This window comes from Micromonospora sp. NBRC 101691, assembly GCF_030269285.1.
In the GTDB taxonomy this organism is placed as follows: domain Bacteria; phylum Actinomycetota; class Actinomycetes; order Mycobacteriales; family Micromonosporaceae; genus Micromonospora; species Micromonospora echinospora.
In genome coordinates, this window is the sequence record NZ_BSTB01000003.1 from 312841 (window position 1) to 328809 (window position 15969).

General features: G+C 72.7%; 12 protein-coding genes. 3 read left to right on the top strand and 9 right to left on the bottom strand.

The window, feature by feature from the left end; genetic code table 11:
* Window positions 1-99 precede the first annotated feature (99 nt).
* The gene (secA, locus tag QSK20_RS08130) at window positions 100-3018 is read right to left on the bottom strand and encodes a preprotein translocase subunit SecA (RefSeq protein ID WP_285787953.1); all 2919 of its coding nucleotides are present in this window, start codon (window positions 3016-3018) and stop codon (window positions 100-102) included.
* 169 nt (window positions 3019-3187) lie between these two features.
* Here secA and QSK20_RS08135 point away from each other — a divergent pair, with 169 nt between their 5' ends.
* The gene (locus QSK20_RS08135) at window positions 3188-4348 is read left to right on the top strand and encodes a GNAT family N-acetyltransferase (RefSeq protein WP_285787954.1); all 1161 of its coding nucleotides are present in this window, start codon (window positions 3188-3190) and stop codon (window positions 4346-4348) included.
* 119 nt (window positions 4349-4467) lie between these two features.
* The gene (locus QSK20_RS08140; protein ID WP_285787955.1) at window positions 4468-5577 is read left to right on the top strand and encodes a GNAT family N-acetyltransferase; all 1110 of its coding nucleotides are present in this window, start codon (window positions 4468-4470) and stop codon (window positions 5575-5577) included.
* A 76-nt stretch (window positions 5578-5653) separates the two neighbouring features.
* On the opposite strand, the gene hpf is transcribed toward QSK20_RS08140, so the two are convergent.
* The 5 genes from hpf to mtrA form a co-directional block, all read right to left on the bottom strand.
* The gene (gene hpf / locus QSK20_RS08145; protein ID WP_285787956.1) at window positions 5654-6280 is read right to left on the bottom strand and encodes a ribosome hibernation-promoting factor, HPF/YfiA family; all 627 of its coding nucleotides are present in this window, start codon (window positions 6278-6280) and stop codon (window positions 5654-5656) included.
* Window positions 6281-6522: 242 nt separating this feature from the next.
* On the bottom strand, window positions 6523-7227 hold the full coding sequence (locus tag QSK20_RS08150) for a ComF family protein (protein WP_285787957.1): 705 nt from the start codon (window positions 7225-7227) through the stop codon (window positions 6523-6525).
* A 5-nt stretch (window positions 7228-7232) separates the two neighbouring features.
* Window positions 7233-9065, bottom strand: coding sequence for an LpqB family beta-propeller domain-containing protein (locus QSK20_RS08155; protein ID WP_285787958.1), 1833 nt, complete (start codon window positions 9063-9065; stop codon window positions 7233-7235).
* Entirely contained in the window at window positions 9062-10738 is a 1677-nt protein-coding gene (gene mtrB / locus QSK20_RS08160; RefSeq protein WP_285788067.1) for an MtrAB system histidine kinase MtrB, read from the bottom strand. Before mtrB ends, QSK20_RS08155 begins: the two co-directional genes overlap by 4 nt.
* A gap of 91 nt (window positions 10739-10829) precedes the next feature.
* Complete coding sequence (gene mtrA, locus QSK20_RS08165) at window positions 10830-11519, bottom strand: MtrAB system response regulator MtrA (RefSeq protein WP_285787959.1); 690 nt, start codon at window positions 11517-11519, stop codon at window positions 10830-10832.
* A gap of 171 nt (window positions 11520-11690) precedes the next feature.
* Between mtrA and QSK20_RS08170 the strand changes: the two genes are divergently transcribed.
* Window positions 11691-11843, top strand: a complete 153-nt coding sequence (locus tag QSK20_RS08170) for a hypothetical protein (protein WP_285787960.1) — start codon at window positions 11691-11693, stop codon at window positions 11841-11843.
* A gap of 140 nt (window positions 11844-11983) precedes the next feature.
* On the opposite strand, the gene ahcY is transcribed toward QSK20_RS08170, so the two are convergent.
* The 3 genes from ahcY to QSK20_RS08185 form a co-directional block, all read right to left on the bottom strand.
* Complete coding sequence (ahcY, locus tag QSK20_RS08175; protein ID WP_285787961.1) at window positions 11984-13480, bottom strand: adenosylhomocysteinase; 1497 nt, start codon at window positions 13478-13480, stop codon at window positions 11984-11986.
* A 288-nt stretch (window positions 13481-13768) separates the two neighbouring features.
* The gene (manA, locus tag QSK20_RS08180) at window positions 13769-14932 is read right to left on the bottom strand and encodes a mannose-6-phosphate isomerase, class I (protein ID WP_285787962.1); all 1164 of its coding nucleotides are present in this window, start codon (window positions 14930-14932) and stop codon (window positions 13769-13771) included.
* 2 nt (window positions 14933-14934) lie between these two features.
* Window positions 14935-15933, bottom strand: a complete 999-nt coding sequence (locus QSK20_RS08185) for a cation diffusion facilitator family transporter (RefSeq protein ID WP_285787963.1) — start codon at window positions 15931-15933, stop codon at window positions 14935-14937.
* Window positions 15934-15969: the final 36 nt, after the last annotated feature.

Consider the following 15969-nt stretch of genomic DNA (forward strand, 5'->3'; position numbering starts at 1 on the left):
GAGAACGTTCCCGCCCGCCGCCGGTCGCGCGGTGGCCGGAACGCCGCGAGGGGCGCCCACCGCGTACGGTGGGCGCCCCTCGCCGGGCGTGCTCGTCGGTCAGTTGCCGCCGTTGGGCGCGCCGTGGCAGCGCTTGTACTTCCGGCCGGAGCCGCACGGGCAGGGCGCGTTCCGGGACGGCCCGTTGCCCCCCTCGGCCTGGCCGGTGGGCGCCCGGCGGGCACCCGCGTTCGGGGCGGAGGGCCCACGCAGGCCGGCCGACGGGCGGGACGGCGCGGGACGCTGCGGAGCGGGTCCACCGACGCCGAGCGCCGGGGCGGACTGGCGCGGCGGCTCGGCCGGCTGCTCCTCCGGCCGTTCCACGGTCACCGCACCCGCGCCGGCCTCCCCGTCGATGGTCGGCGCGGAGTACTGGAGGCCCTGCTGCTGCGGGGCCCGGTTGAGGCCCTTGGCGCGGATCTCGACCGGCTTCTCCAGCAACTGCACCTGCTCCGGCTCCGGCGTGGGCTCCTCGACCTGGACCTCCAGGTTGTAGAGGAAGCCGACCGTCTCCTCCTTGATGCCGTCCATCATGGTGGCGAACATGTCGAAGCCCTCGCGCTGGTACTCGACCACCGGGTCGCGCTGGGCGTACGCCCGCAGGCTGATGCCCTCCTGGAGGTAGTCCATCTCGTAGAGGTGCTCACGCCACTTACGGTCGATCACCTGGAGCAGGACCATCCGCTCCAGCTGGCGTACCGCCTCCTCGCCGAGGGACTCCTCACGGCGGTCGTACGCGGCGTTCGCGTCCTCCTTGAGCCGGCTCACCAGGAAGTCCTGGTCGAAGGCGGCCCGCGAGCCGCCGGCCTCCTCCTCCAGCTCCTCGATGGTCACGCCGACCGGGTAGAGCTGCTTGAGGTTCGTCCAGAGCTGTTCGAGGTCCCAGTCCTCGGCGTAGCCGTCGCTGGTGGCTCCCACCACGTACGCCCCGACGACGTCATCGATCATGTTGCGCACCTGGTCGGAGAGGTCCTCACCGTTGAGCACGCGCAGCCGCTCGGCGTAGACCACCTGCCGCTGCTTGTTCATGACCTCGTCGTACTTGAGGACGTTCTTGCGGATCTCGGCGTTCTGGCCCTCGATCTGGGCCTGGGCGCTCTTGATCTGGCGGGTCACCATCTTCGACTCGATGGGCACGTCCTCGGGGATGTTGAAGCGCTCCATCACCGCCTCGACCGCGCCGGCCCGGAACCGCTTCATCAGCTCGTCCTGGAGCGAGAGGTAGAAGCGCGACTCACCCGGGTCGCCCTGCCGGCCGGACCGACCGCGCAGCTGGTCGTCGATCCGGCGGGACTCGTGCCGCTCGGTGCCCAGCACGTAGAGCCCACCGGCGGCACCGACCTCCTCGGCCTCCGCCTCGCAGGCCTGCTTCCACTTGGGCAGGATCTCCTCCAGCGCCTTGGCGTACTCCTCCGGCTCCTCGGCCGGGTCGAGGCCGCGCTGGCGCAGCTCGGAGGCGGCGAGGAACTCGGGGTTGCCGCCGAGCAGGATGTCCGTACCACGACCGGCCATGTTGGTGGCGACGGTGACCGCGCCCTTCCGGCCGGCCTGGGCGACGATCTCCGCCTCCCGGGCGTGGAACTTCGCGTTCAGCACCGCGTGCGGGATCCCCCGCCGCCGCAGCAGCGTGGAGAGGATCTCGGAGTTCTCCACCGAGACCGTGCCGACCAGCACCGGCTGACCGGCCTCGTGCCGCTCGGCGATGTCCTCCACCACCGCGTTGAACTTGGCCTTCTCGGTCTTGTAGATCACGTCGGGGCGGTCCTGGCGGACCATCGGCCGGTGCGTCGGGATGCTGACGACGCCGACCTTGTAGACCTTGTTGAACTCGCCCGCCTCGGTCTGCGCCGTACCGGTCATGCCGGAGAGCCGGGTGTAGAGGCGGAAGTAGTTCTGGAGGGTGATCGTGGCCAGGGTCTGGTTCTCCTGCTTGATCTCCACCCCCTCCTTGGCCTCGATCGCCTGGTGCATGCCCTCGTTGTACCGGCGGCCGTGCAGGATGCGGCCGGTGAACTCGTCGACGATCATGACCTCACCGTCGTTGACGATGTAGTCCTTGTCGCGCTTGTAGAGCTCCTTGGCCTTGATCGCGTTGTTGAGGTACCCGACCAGCGGGGTGTTCACCGACTCGTACAGGTTGTCGATGCCGAGCCGGTCCTCGACCTTGGCCACGCCGCGCTCGGTGACCGCGATGGTGCGCTTGGCGTAGTCGACCTCGTAGTCGCCCTCGCCGTCCTTGCCGGCCTGGAGGCGGGCCACCACCGTGGAGAACTCCTGGTACCACCGGGCCGAGTGCTCGGCCGGGCCGGAGATGATCAGCGGGGTCCGGGCCTCGTCGATCAGGATCGAGTCGACCTCGTCGACCACGGCGAAGTTGTGGCCGCGCTGGACCAGGTCGTCCTTGGACCAGGCCATGTTGTCGCGGAGGTAGTCGAAGCCGAACTCGTTGTTGGTGCCGTAGGTGATGTCGCACTCGTACGCCGCCCGGTGCTCGGACGCCGGCCGGTTCGGCAGGACCACGCCGACGGTCAGGCCGAGGAACTCGTGCACCCGCCCCATCCACTCGGCGTCGCGCTGGGCGAGGTAGTCGTTGACGGTGACCACGTGCACGCCCTTGCCGGAGAGGGCGTTGAGGTAGACCGGCATGACCGAGGTCAGGGTCTTGCCCTCACCGGTCTTCATCTCGGCGATGTTGCCGAAGTGCAGCGCCGCGCCCCCCATCACCTGGACGTCGTACGGCCGCTGGCCGAGCACCCGGGCCGCCGCCTCCCGGCACACCGCGAACGCTTCGGGCAGCAGGTCGTCGAGGGACTCCCCGTCGGCGATCCGCTCCTTGAAGTGGTCGGTCATGCCACGCAGTTCGTCGTCGGTGAGGTTGACGTACTCGTCCTCGATCGAGTTGACGGCGTTGGCGATGGCCTTCAACCGGCGCACCATGCGGCCCTCGCCGGCGCGAAGGACCTTTTCCAGAATCGACACGGATCAACGCTCCCCTAGACAGTCTCGACCCATCGTAGGCGCTCCATCGGCCCAATGGTCACTGGTGGCGTACGTGAGGTCCACGGAAACCGACATAAGGCGCACGCCACGACCGTGGCGCGGGGATATGCGGTTACGCCCAGCGCGAACGGTCGGGCACGATGGCTCCGTGGAGCCTGTGGAGATCATCGAGGACGGCCTGCTGCTACGCCCGTGGCGCCCCACCGACGCCGACGACGTGCACCGGGCCTGCCAGGACCCGGACATCCAGCGCTGGACCACGGTACCCCGGCCGTACCTGCCGGAGCACGCCACGGGCTTCGTGACCGACCTCGCCCCCCGGGGATGGGCCGACGGCACCTCGGCGCCCTTCGCCGTCTGCGACGCCGGCAGCGGCGAACTGCTCGGCTCCTGCGGTCTGGTGAGCATCGACCGTGGGCTGCGCTCCGGCGAGATCGGCTACTGGACCGCCCCGTGGGCCCGGGGGCGCAACCTCTCCGCGCGGGCGACCCGGGCGGTGGCCCGGTGGGCGTTCGACCGGCTGGAGCTGCGCCGGATCGTCTGGCAGGCCGGGCTGGGCAACCACGCCTCCCGGCTGGCCGCGCTGCGCGCCGGCTTCCGGATCGAGGGCCGGCTCCGGCTGGCCGCGCCGCCACCCGAGGGCCCGGCGGACGGCTGGATCGGCTCGCTGCTGCCCGGAGAGGTGCCCGAGCCCGGCGCCACCGGCCCGGCCGGACCGGGCACCCTGGTGGCCCGCCGCGCGGCGGTCTTCGGCCGGCCGCACCCCGAACTGTTCGCCACCGTCGGCCCGACCGAGTTGCGGCTGCGGGCGATGGACGAGCGGGACCTGGACGCCCTCGTCACCACCTGCCGGGACCCGGAGACCGTCCGCTGGACCAGCGTGCCCGACCCGTACCAGCGTTCGGACGCCGAGGCGTACCTCGCCTACCACCGGTCGACCTGGGCGGACGGGCGGGCCGCCTGCTTCACCGTCGCGGACCCCGACGACGCGTACGTGGCCAACGTCGACCTGCGCATCTCCCCGGTGGACCCGGGGCTGGCCGACGTCGGCTTCCTGGCCGCACCGCACGCGCGTGGCCGGGGCTACCTGCCGGCCGCCCTGGCGGCGGTGTCCACCTGGGGGTTCACCACCCTCGGACTGGCCCGGGTGGAGTGGCGGGCCAACATCGGCAACGCCGCCTCCCGGCGGGCCGCCGAGAAGGCCGGCTTCCGGATGGAGGGCGACTCCCGGGCGGCCATCGCGTACCGGGACACCCGCGCCGACGCCTGGGTCGGCGCGCTGCTCCCCGGCGACCAGGCCAGCCGGTGAGCCGCACCGACGGGCCACCCGGCCGGCGGGACCATCCGGACAGCGTGGACCGGCCGGTGGAACCGCGCCGCCGGCCGGGAACGGACAGCAGTCAGGATCCGAGCAGGAACGGGGACGAGATGGAGCACGGGGAGATCGAGGGCGACGGGGTACGGCTGCGGCCGTACCGGGACACCGACGTCGCGGATCTGGTGGCCGCCTGCAACGATCCGCTCGTCCGCCGCTTCCTCAGCGGGCTGCCCAGCCCGTACACCGAGGCGGACGCCCGCCGCTGGATCACCGAGACCGCCCCGGCCGTCGCCGCCGGCGGTGGGGCGGCGTACGCCGTCACCGACCCGGAGTCCGACCGGCTCCTCGGCGCGGTGGGCGTGGACCGGCTGGTGCCGATGCGCCGGCAGGGGGAGATCGGGTACTGGGTCGCGCCGTGGGCCCGGGGCCGGGGCGTGGCCACCGCCGCCACCCGGGCGCTGGCCCGGCACTCCTTCGCCAACGGCCTGGAGCGGCTGGAACTGCTCACCGACGGGGACAACGTCGCCAGCCAGCGGGTCGCGCTGGCCGCCGGCTTCCGGCACGAGGGGGTACGCCGGGCCGCCGCCCCACGCCACGGCGGGGGCCGGTACGACCTGATCGCCTGGGTGCGCCTCGCCGACGACCCGCCCGGACCGGCGCCCCGGCTCCTGCCGGACCTGCCGCCCGGCGGGCTCACCGACGGCGTGGTCGCCCTGCGCCCGACCGGCCCGGACGACGTCGACCTGATGTTCCGCCTGCACACCCTGCCCGAGGTGGTGGCGAACCGGGTGCCGCCCGAGCCCCCGCCCCGGACCGAGGTCGAGCAGCGGTGCCGGCGGGCGGCGAGCAGCTGGCTGGTCGGCACCGTGGCGGACCTGGTCGTGGTCGACGTGGCCAGCGGCGAGGCGGGCGGCGGGCTCGCCCTGCGGTACGACGAGCCGCTCACCGGTCAGGCCATGCTCGGCGCGAGCATGCTGCCCGACTGGCGGGGTCGTGGCCTGCTCACCCGGGGGGTACGTCTGCTCGCCGACTGGGCCTTCGACACGGTGGGAATCGCCCGCCTGTGGGCCGGCTGCCGGCCGGACAACCCGGCGCCGCAGCGGGTGCTGGAGAAGGTCGGCTTCCGTCGGGAGGGTGTCCAGCGCGGTCGGCTGCCCGGCCCGGACGGCACCCGCGTCGACTCGGTGATCTACGCGCTCCTTCCCGGCGACCGCACCTGACGCCGGGGCGCGGAGTCCCGGCCGGCGCGGGACGCCGGTGGGGGTCGCGGGTGCGCGACCCCCACCGGCGGGTGGCTCAGATGTCGAGGGAGATGAGGCCGTAGTCGTAGGCGTGGCGACGGTAGACCACGCAGGGCCGACCCGACTCCTTGTTGTGGAACAGGTAGAAGTCGTGGCCGACGAGTTCCATCTGGAACAGGGCGTCGTCGACGGTCATCGGCTGGGCGGCGTGCACCTTCTCGCGCGCGATGTGCCAGGGCTGGTCGTCGGGCTCCTCGTCCCGTTCGGCGACCGCGGTGGCGGTGGTGGACGAGCCGGTGGAGAACGTGGGCTCACCGAGGTCGGCGACCGGCAGGCCGGCTGTGGCGGCGGCGACGGAGATCGGCGCGTGCCGTCCCCGGTGGACGCGACGGCGGTCGGCCGCCCGGCGGAACCGGGTGTCCAACTTGGCGATGGCGGCGTCGAGCGCGCTGTAGAAGTCGTTGGTGCAGGCTTCCGCCCGGATCACCGGCCCGCGTGACACGCAGGTGATCTCGACGCGCTGGCAGTGGTCCGCCTGGCGCGGGTTGCGCTCGTGGAACAACTCGACGTCGACCCGGATGAGCTTGTGGTCGTAACGCTCGATCTTGGCGAGTTTCTCTGCTACGTGCACCCGGTAATGGTCCGGCACTTCGACGTTACGGCCCTTGACCACGATGTCCACGTGACCTCCCTTGATCGGATGGCCTTCTATCCTGATCCGGCCGACCCTGGGGGCATCCCTGCGGCGTCGACCGGTTGGTACGGCTACGCCTCCTTCCACGCCGGGAGCGGTGGATGGCACCCCTCCTACCCCCGACACGGAAACGCTAACTCCTCCTCGCCAACCAGTCACCCCCGGTTGTCATGGCGGACCAGAGAATTTCACAGCTCGGTCACCAAGGGGTGAAACGGAACAACGGAGAGTTACCGAGATCGGCGTTTCCGGGTCGCCGCGAGCACCGCCGCCACGGCGGGAGGAAGTCCGGCCGCATCGAGCACCCTCCCGACCGCCGCCAGGGTGGCCCCCGTGGTGAGGATGTCGTCGAGCACCACCACGGCGCCGGCCGGGTCGGCCGGGCCGACGGAAGGCCACGCCCGCAGCCGGAACGCCGAGGCGGCGGCCGCCGCCCGGCCGGCGCTGTCCAGCCCCACCGAGTCCGGTCGGGGCAGGGCCCGGACCGGCCGCCGCACCCGCACCGGCCAGCCCGCCGCGCGCAGCCGGGTCGCGGCGTGCCGGGCCAGCCGTCCGAGGTGGTCGCCGTAGCGGGCGCGCGCCGCCGCGGCCGTGTCCGGCACCGGCACCAGCAGCACCGGCCGGACCTCGCCGACCGCCGCCGCGACCACCTCGGCCAGCAACCCGCCCAGCGGCCGGGCCAGGCCGTGCCGGCCCCGTTCCTTGTACGCCAGCAGCGTCTCCCGCAGCACCCCGTCGTACGCGCCGAGGGCGACGCAGGGCGGCAGACCGGCCGGGGCGGGATCGGGGCGTACCGGAACGGGCCGCAGCGCGCCCAGCGTGGCCACGCAGTCGGCGCAGACGCCGTGCCGCAGCGGGGTCCGCCGGGCCCGGCAGCCGGCACACTCCACCGGCAGCACCAGGTCGGCGAGATCCGCCCAGAGACCACCCGGCATGCGGATCAGTAGAGGAAGAAGGGGGCGGTCGGGCTGCCCGGCCGGGCGTCGGCGTCCGCCGGGCCGACCCCCTGGACCTGCTCGCGCAGGACCTGGGTCAGCGGCGGCCCGGCCCACGTCACCCGGTTCGCCTCGTACATCACCGGGCTGCGGGTGAACGGGACGACCGGGTTGTCCGGATAGGTCGCCAGGTGGGTGACCTTCGCGCCGAGGTCGGTCCGGAGCGCGACCTCGGCGCCGGCCCCGTCCACGCTGACCTCGAAGACCGCCGGCTGCCCCTGCGCGCCGGCCAGGACCAGCCGGGACTCCCCGGCCCAGTCCACCGCGCTGAGCGCGGTCAGCGAGGTGGGCACCGGCCGGGTCGGGCCGACGGTGACGCCGTCGCCGTCCACGCTCACCGCCGCCACGTACAGCCGGCCGTCGACGACCAGCGCGATCCGGTGCCCGTCCAGCGCGGCGGCGACCGCGGTGACCGGGCCGGGCACGATCAGCGGCACCGGGGTGAGCTGGGCGTGGGTGTCGAAGCGGTGGAGTTCGCCGTCGGCGACCACCAGCCCGTGCGCGCCCCGGACGTCCGGGGTCTTCAGCCACACCGGTCGGCCGATCGAGGTGTACGAGGCGGCACTGCGGGCGGCGACCCGCACCGGAGCCGTCCCGCTGCCCGCCACGAGCCGCTGACGCCGGCCGTCGGCCACCACGAGCGCGGCGAGGATCTGCTCCCCGGCCCGGCTGAGCCCGGCGGAGACGACGGTCCGGTTGTCCGCCGGGGCGACCGGGTCGGTACCGCTGACCTCGCCCAGGAACGCCAGCGGACGCACCGCTCCCTCGTAGACGCAGAACCGCTGCGGATCCTGCCGGAGCTGGTACACCGGGTGGGTGCGCCGGTGTTCGGCGGCGCTGGTGATCGTCCGGCGGGTCTGGTTGCGGACCTTCAACTCCAGCGGGCCGTCGATGTCCGGCAGCGACCAGGCGAGCTGGGTGACGAGCCGGTCGAGCTTGGTCCCGTCCTCGCCCGACATGGCGATGTCGATCTCCCACCGGCCGTCGGTCTCGGTGGCGTTGTTGATCAGTTGGGTGCCGTCGGGCAGTCGCGTCACGGTCGGGGTCAGCCACTCCGACGGCCCGTCGGTGAGCCAGCCGACCGCCTCGGTGACCCGACGTTCCCGGGGCACCGCGAGGGGGAGGTACCGCTGGTCCGGGACGAGCCGGGTCTGGTCGGAGTTCCAGAAGTAGATCGTCGAGGGCTGGTAGTACTCCCGGAGCGCGTCGACGCTCAGGAGCAGCGTGCTCGGGGGGTCCACGACGTAGTAGCCGGCGTCCTCGTCGCCGGAACCGGCCGGCGCGGCGCCCCGCAGGTCGAACTGGTACTGGGCCTCGGTCGCCACCGGGGGCGCGAGCGTGCCGTTGGCCCGCAGCAGCCCGACCTGCTGCACGGTGACCCGGACCGAGAAGGTGGCCTCCTCGCCGGTGGTGCCCTGCGGGTTCACGGTGGTGACCGGATCGTCGAGCAGGCGGACCACGTTCACCGCGAAGTCGCTGCCCTGCTTCGCCTGGATCCGGTTGCGGTCCTCCGGGGCGACGAACTGCACCACACGCTCGTACGCCCGGTTCGGCTCACCGGCCGGCGCGGCGAGGAAGTTGCGGACGAACGCGGCGGAGTCGCTGCCGCTGGCCCCACGCGCCGGTGGCTCGCGGTTGCGGCCGTTGACCGACCCGGCCTCCCCGACCGGACCCGGGCCGTCCACCCGCACCTCGGAGAAGCGCGGGATGCCGCAGCCGGTCGTCCCGGCGGCCAGCAGCGCCCCGGAGAGCAGCACCGCCACCACCCGGCGGTTCACGGGCCGACCTCGGCCCGCTCGCCGTCACGTGCCGGGCCGATCGCCAGCGCCCCGCCGGGCCCGGGACCGATCGCCAGCAACTCGCCGTCGCGCGGGCCGCCGAAGGGCAGGGTGGCGTCGGCGGGCACCAGCCGCAGCGGCGAGGTGGTCAGCCGGTCCCCCGCCCGCGCCGGCAGGGTGAGCCGGAACTGCGCGCCCTGCCCCGGCGCTCCCCACGCCTCCAGCCAGCCGCCGTGCAGCCGGGCGTCCTCCAGGCTGATGGAGAGACCGAGGCCGGTCCCCCCGGTCTGCCGGGCCCGGGACGGGTCAGCCCGCCAGAACCGGTTGAACACCAGCTTCTCCTCCCCCGGCTTCAACCCCACCCCGTGGTCGCGCACGGTCACCGCCACGGCGGTCTCGTCCACGCCGAGGGTGATCCGGACCGGCCGTCCCTCACCGTGCTCGACCGCGTTGCCGACCAGGTTGCGCAGCACCCGCTCGACCCGGCGCGGATCCACCTCGGCGATCACCGGGCTGGCCGGCACGTCCAGCTCCAGCGGCACCCCGACCCGCTCGGCGAGGCTGCCGAGCCGGTCGGCCACCCGCTGCACCACCGGCACCAGGTCGGTCGGTTCGGCGTCGAGCATCGCGAACCCGGCGTCGAACCGGCTGATCTCCAGCAGGTCGGTGAGGAGTTCCTCGAACCGGTCCAGTTCGGCCTGGAGCAGCTCGGCGCTGCGGGCCACCGCCGGGTCGAAGTCGTCCCGCTCCGCGAAGATCAGGTCGGCCGCCATCCGGACCGTGGTCAACGGGGTGCGCAGTTCGTGCGACACGTCGGAGGTGAACCGGCGCTGGATCCGGGACATCTCCTCCAGCCGCAGGATCTGCCGCTGGAGGTTGGTCGCCATCTGGTTGAACGAGGCGGCGAGCAGGGCGAGGTCGTCCTCGCCGTTGACGGTCATCCGCTGGTCGAGCAGACCGGCGGAGAGGCGCTGGGCGGTCCGGGCCGCCGCCCGGACCGGGCTGACCACCAGCCGGGTCACCAGGGCGGCCAGCAGCCCGAGCAGGAGCACCAGCGCCGCCCCGGTGGCGACCACCGTGGCCCGCGCGTCGCCGGCCGTCTCGGCCTGCCGGGTCAGCGGCACGAAGTAGTACAGCTCGACCTGACCGAAGCGGGTCGGCACGGGTGATCCGTAGACCAGGTAGGTGGTCCGTTCGCCGGTCAGTTCCCCGGTGCGGATCTGGTGGGCGACCTGGCCGTCGGCGACCGCGGCCCGCAGCTCCGGACTGATCAGGGGCCGGACGTCCGCGTCCAGCGAGGTGCGGGACTGGAGCACGCCGGAGTGCTGGTCGGCGGTGATGGCGACCACCACCCCACCGGTCTGCGCCGGGTCGCCCCCGCCGGCCAGGTAGTTGACCGTGCCGTCCAGGGTCTCCTGGAGCTTCGCCTCCTGCGGCTGGCTGAACACCCGGAACTGCTTCTCGGAGTACTCCCGCCCGCTGGTGAGCCGCAGCAGCACGTCGGTCTGCGCGTTCTCCAGCAGGATGCCGGTGATCTTGTCGGCGATAAGGTAGGCGAACCCGCCGACCAGCAGGCTGGACGCAACGAGTGTGATGGTCACCACACGCACCTGGAGAGAGCGTCGCCAGGTCTGCCGCACCCCGGCGGTGAGCCGGGCGGACCATCCGACCAGGGCGTGCCAGAAAGCCCACACGGCGGCGAACCGGTGGGTCCGGGAAGGCGGGTCGGTGAAGGCCGGGGAGTCACGCACAGTGGTCCCCAGGTTATCCCGTACCCGCCTTGTAGCCCACGCCCCGCACCGTCAGGATGATCTCCGGCCGCTCCGGGTCCGGCTCGATCTTGGCGCGGAGACGCTGCACGTGCACGTTCACCAGCCGGGTGTCGGCCGCGTGCCGGTATCCCCAGACCTGCTCCAGCAGGACCTCGCGGGTGAACACCTGGCGCGGCTTGCGGGCCAGCGCGACCAGCAGGTCGAACTCCAGCGGGGTGAGCTTGACCTCGTCGCCGTTGCGGCTGACCGTGTGTGCCGGCACGTCGATGGTGATCTGGTTGTCCGGCGGGCCGATGGTCAGCATCTCCGGCGCGGCGTCCTCGCCCCGGCGCAGCCGGGCCCGCATCCGGGCCACCAACTCCTTGGGCTTGAACGGCTTGACCACGTAGTCGTCCGCCCCGGACTCCAGCCCCAGCACGACGTCGACGGTGTCGCTCTTGGCCGTCAGCATGACGATCGGCACGCCCGACTCACCCCGGATCGCGCGGGCCACGTCGATGCCGCTCATTCCGGGCAGCATCAGGTCCAGCAGGACGATGTCGGGCCGGCTCTCCCGGAAGGCGGCCAGGGCGCGCTCCCCGTCGGCGACGAAGGAGGGCTGGAACCCCTCGTTGCGCAGCACGATGCCGAGCATCTCGGCCAGCGCAGGGTCGTCGTCGACCACCAGTACCCGTGCTCTCATGGGATTAATATTCCATCCCCGTTCGTCATCGTGGGATCGGTGTCACCGGCGGGAGGTCCGCGCCGGCAAGCTTGCCACAGAAAACCCGCGATCAGCAGGGCCCGCCACCCCTACGAAGGTCGGTGCCGGGACCACCACCGGCCAGGGCCGGTGCGACAGGAGGGACACGGCATGCGTGTCTTCGGCCCGTGGCTGGCCGTGCTGGCGGTCGTCCTGCTGCTCAGCGCGCTGCGGTTGCGCGCGCTCGCGGCGGCGGTGTCGGTGGGCTGGCTGGTGTGGTGCGTCTGGACCTGGATCCGGGCGGCGGCGCGGCGCGGCGGCTGAGCCGACCGCCGCCGCGTTGGCCGCGCTCGGCCCGCTCGGCGCGCAGCCGGGGCGGCACGTCGCCGCCCGGGCGGCGACCCGGTTGGACGGACACACCCGACCGGGCCGGCTGCGCCCAGCCGGCCCGGTCGTGTCGGTGCTCAGTAGCGGTAGTGCTCCGGCTTGAACGGCCCCTCCGGGGAGACGCCGAGGTACGCGGCCTGCTCCTTGGTGAGGGTGCTCAGCTTCGCGCCGAGCGCGTCCAGGTGCAGCCGGGCGACCTTCTCGTCGAGGTGCTTCGGCAGCACGTAGACGCCGACCGGGTACTGGTCGGTCTTGGTGTAGAGCTCGATCTGCGCGATGGTCTGGTTGGCGAACGAGTTCGACATGACGAAGCTCGGGTGCCCGGTGGCGTTGCCGAGGTTCAGCAGCCGGCCCTCGGAGAGCACGATGATCGCGTGGCCGTCGTCGAACCGCCAGACGTCGACCTGCGGCTTGATGTTCTCCCGGGTGACGTCCGACCGCCGGGCCAGGCCGGCCATGTCGATCTCGTTGTCGAAGTGGCCGATGTTGCCGACGATGGCCTGGTGCTTCATCCGGGCCATGTGCTCGTTGGTGATGACGTCGAAGCAGCCGGTGGCGGTGATGAAGATGTCCGCCTGCTCCACCACGTCGTCGAGGGTGGCGACCTGGTAGCCGTCCATCGCCGCCTGGAGGGCGCAGATCGGGTCGACCTCGGTCACCACGACCCGGGCGCCCTGGCCGCGCAGCGACTCGGCGCAGCCCTTGCCGACGTCGCCGTAGCCGAGCACGACCGCCATCTTGCCGCCGATCAGCACGTCGGTGGCCCGGTTGATGCCGTCGATGAGCGAGTGCCGACAGCCGTACTTGTTGTCGAACTTGCTCTTGGTCACCGAGTCGTTGACGTTGATGGCCGGGAAGAGGAGCTTGCCGTCCCGGTGCATCTCGTAGAGGCGGTGCACGCCGGTGGTGGTCTCCTCGGTCACGCCCTTGATGCCGGCGGCGATCCGGGTCCAGCGCTGGTTGTCCTCGGCGAGCGAGCGGTGCAGCACGCCCAGGATGACCGCGAACTCCTCGGAGTCGGCGGACTCCACCGGCGGCACCACACCGGCCTTCTCGAACTCGGCGCCCTTGTGGACGAGGAGGGTGGCGTCACCGCCGTCGTCGAGGATCATGTTCGGCCCCTGGCCGTCGGGCCAGGCGAGCACCTGCTCGGTGCACCACCAGTACTCCTCCAGGGTCTCGCCCTTCCAGGCGTACACCGGCACGCCGGCCGGCGCCTCCGGAGTGCCCTCGGGGCCGACCACGATGGCCGCCGCGGCGTGGTCCTGGGTGGAGAAGATGTTGCACGACGCCCAGCGCACCTCCGCGCCCAGCGCCACCAGCGTCTCGATCAGCACCGCCGTCTGGATGGTCATGTGCAGCGAGCCGGTGATCCGGGCGCCGCGCAGCGGCTGGGCCTCGGCGAACTCGCGACGGATCGCCATCAGGCCGGGCATCTCGTGCTCGGCGAGCTGGATCTCCTTACGCCCGAACTCGGCGAGCGACAGATCCGCCACCTTGAAGTCGCCCTCGGCAACGGTGCGTGGCCGGGCCTCGGACGGCGCACTGCTGGACGCCGGGAGGGTGCTGGTCATGAGAGCTCCTGTCGGAACGAGATTCTTGGGCGGCTATCCACCTTACGCGAGACAGCGCGCGGGGCGGTCGAGCACAGACGGAGAATCCGTCCAGCATCGGCCGCCCCGCGCATCCCCCCGGTTTGGTTCCCCGCCCGTTTTCCGGACCTGCGTCGCGACAACGGTGCGTACTCAAAGGTTCACACCACCAGCCCGGCACGTCAAGCATTTCCGGAATATCCGGCATGCGTGTTGCGTCGCATTCGACCCTGTTCGTGGAACGTACCCGATCGTCCGTCCGGACCGGCGTCAGCGCAGGCCAGCAGCGGCGACGAAGGCCTCGCCGGGACCCGAGACGACCAGTGGACCGGTGCCGGCGGTGCCGATCGCCGCCTCGCCGCACCGCAGCGTCACGCTACCGGCGTCGTCGCCCACGGTGATCGTCCCCGCCACGCAGAGGACCACCCGGGGACCGGGCACCGGCAGCGGCACCGCCGTGGATCCCGCCGTCGGGGCGACCCGGTAGAGCACGAAGTCGTCGACCGGTACCGGCCAGGTCACCACACCCGGTACGACCGGACGGGCGGCGACCACCGGATCGTCGAGGACGTCGAACCGGAGGATCCGCAGCAGCTCCACCGGATCGACGTGCTTCGGGGTGAGCCCGCAGCGCAGCACGTTGTCGCTGGCCGCCATCAGCTCCACACCGGTGCCCCGCAGGTAGGCGTGCAGATTGCCGGCCGGCATCCAGATCGCCTCGCCGGGCGCCAGCCGCACCCGGTGCAGCAGCAGCGCCACCAGCACGCCGGGATCGTCCGGATACCGGGCGGCCAGCTCGCGGACCAGCACCGCGTCCGGGCCGGTGGCCGGCGCCGTCACCACCGCGTCGACCAGCCCGGCCCGCTGGGCCGCCGGCCAGTCGAGCAGCAGCCGGACCGCCTCCCGCAGCCCCGACGCGCCCTCGTGCAGAACGGCCACCACCGGTGCCAACGCGGGCACGCCGAACCCGGCCAGCGCCGCCGCCGAGACGGCCGGGTCACGGAACCCGCAGAGCGCCTCGAACGGCGTGAGCGCCACCAGCAGTTCCGGCTTGTGGTACGGGTCGACGTAGTTGCGGTGCCCGTCGACGCGGGCACAGTCGGCGGCGTAGCCGTCCCGGGCCTGCTCGGCGTCCGGATGGACCTGGAGACTCAGCGGAGCCTCGGCCGCCAGCACCTTGAGCAGGAAGGGCAGCCGGGGGCCGAACCGGTCCAGCACCTCCACACCGAGCCAGTGGTCGGGATCGGCGTCGAGCAGGTCGAGCAGGCTCACCCGCGCGCCGTCCCGGTCCACGGTCGCCGGAGCGCCCGGGTGGGCGCCCAGCCACAGTTCCGCCTCCGGCCCGTCGCTGGGCACCGGCCGTCCCTGGAGTCCGGCGATGGCCGACCGGGACCCCCATGCGTAGTCCCGGATCGGCCCGTACAGCTGCTCCACGGTCACTTCCCGGACCGCTCGCCGGCCGGCCCCGTGCCGGGCGACGCGGCGGTTCCCGCCGCACCGTCACCACCGGCCCGCGCCCGGGCCGCCGAGTAGATGTCCGGCTCCAGGTAGATCACCCGGGCGACGGGCAGCGCCGTACGGATCCGGGCCTCCACGGCGTCGATGCCGTCGGCCAGCTCGGCGGCGGTCTCCCAGGCCGGTACGCCGATCTTCGCGGCCACCATCAGCTCCTCCGGGCCGAGGTAGAGGGTCTTCATGTGGATGATCCGCTCCACCTCGGGGCCCTCGGTGATGGCCCGCTCGATCCGGGCCACGTCGTCGGCCTCGGCGCCCTCACCGAGCAGCAGGCTCTTGGTCTCGACCGCCAGCACCACCGCGATGGTGACCAGGAGGATGCCGATCGCCGCAGTACCGGCGGCGTCCCACAGGCCGTTGCCGGTGACCAGGGTCATCCCCACCCCGATCAGCGCCAGGACCAGGCCGACCAGCGCGCCGAGGTCCTCCAGGAGCACCACCGGCAGCTCGGGAGCCTTGGCCCGGCGGACGAACTGCGTCCAGGAGGCCTTGCCCCGGACGTGGTTGGACTCCACGATCGCGGTCCGGAAGGAGAAGGACTCCATCGCGATCGCCACCACCAGCACGGTCACCGGCACCCACTGCCAGCTCTCGATCCCGTGCGGGTCGTGCCACTTGTGGTACGCCTCGTAGAGCGCGAAGAGGCCACCCAGGCTGAACAGCACGATCGACACGATGAACGCGTAGACGTAGCGCTCCCGGCCGTACCCGAAGGGGTGTTGCGGGGTGGCCCGCCGCTTGGCCCGGCGGCCGCCGAGCAGCAGCAGCCCCTGGTTGCCGGAGTCGGCGACCGAGTGGATCGACTCCGCAAGCATCGACGACGAGCCGGTCAGCAGGAACGCGACGAACTTGGTGACGGCGATGCCGACGTTGGCCAGCAGCGCGGCCACGATGGCCCGGGTGCTGCCACCGGCGCTCACGCCACCGCTCCGCGCGGGGTCGGAGGGTGCGGCACG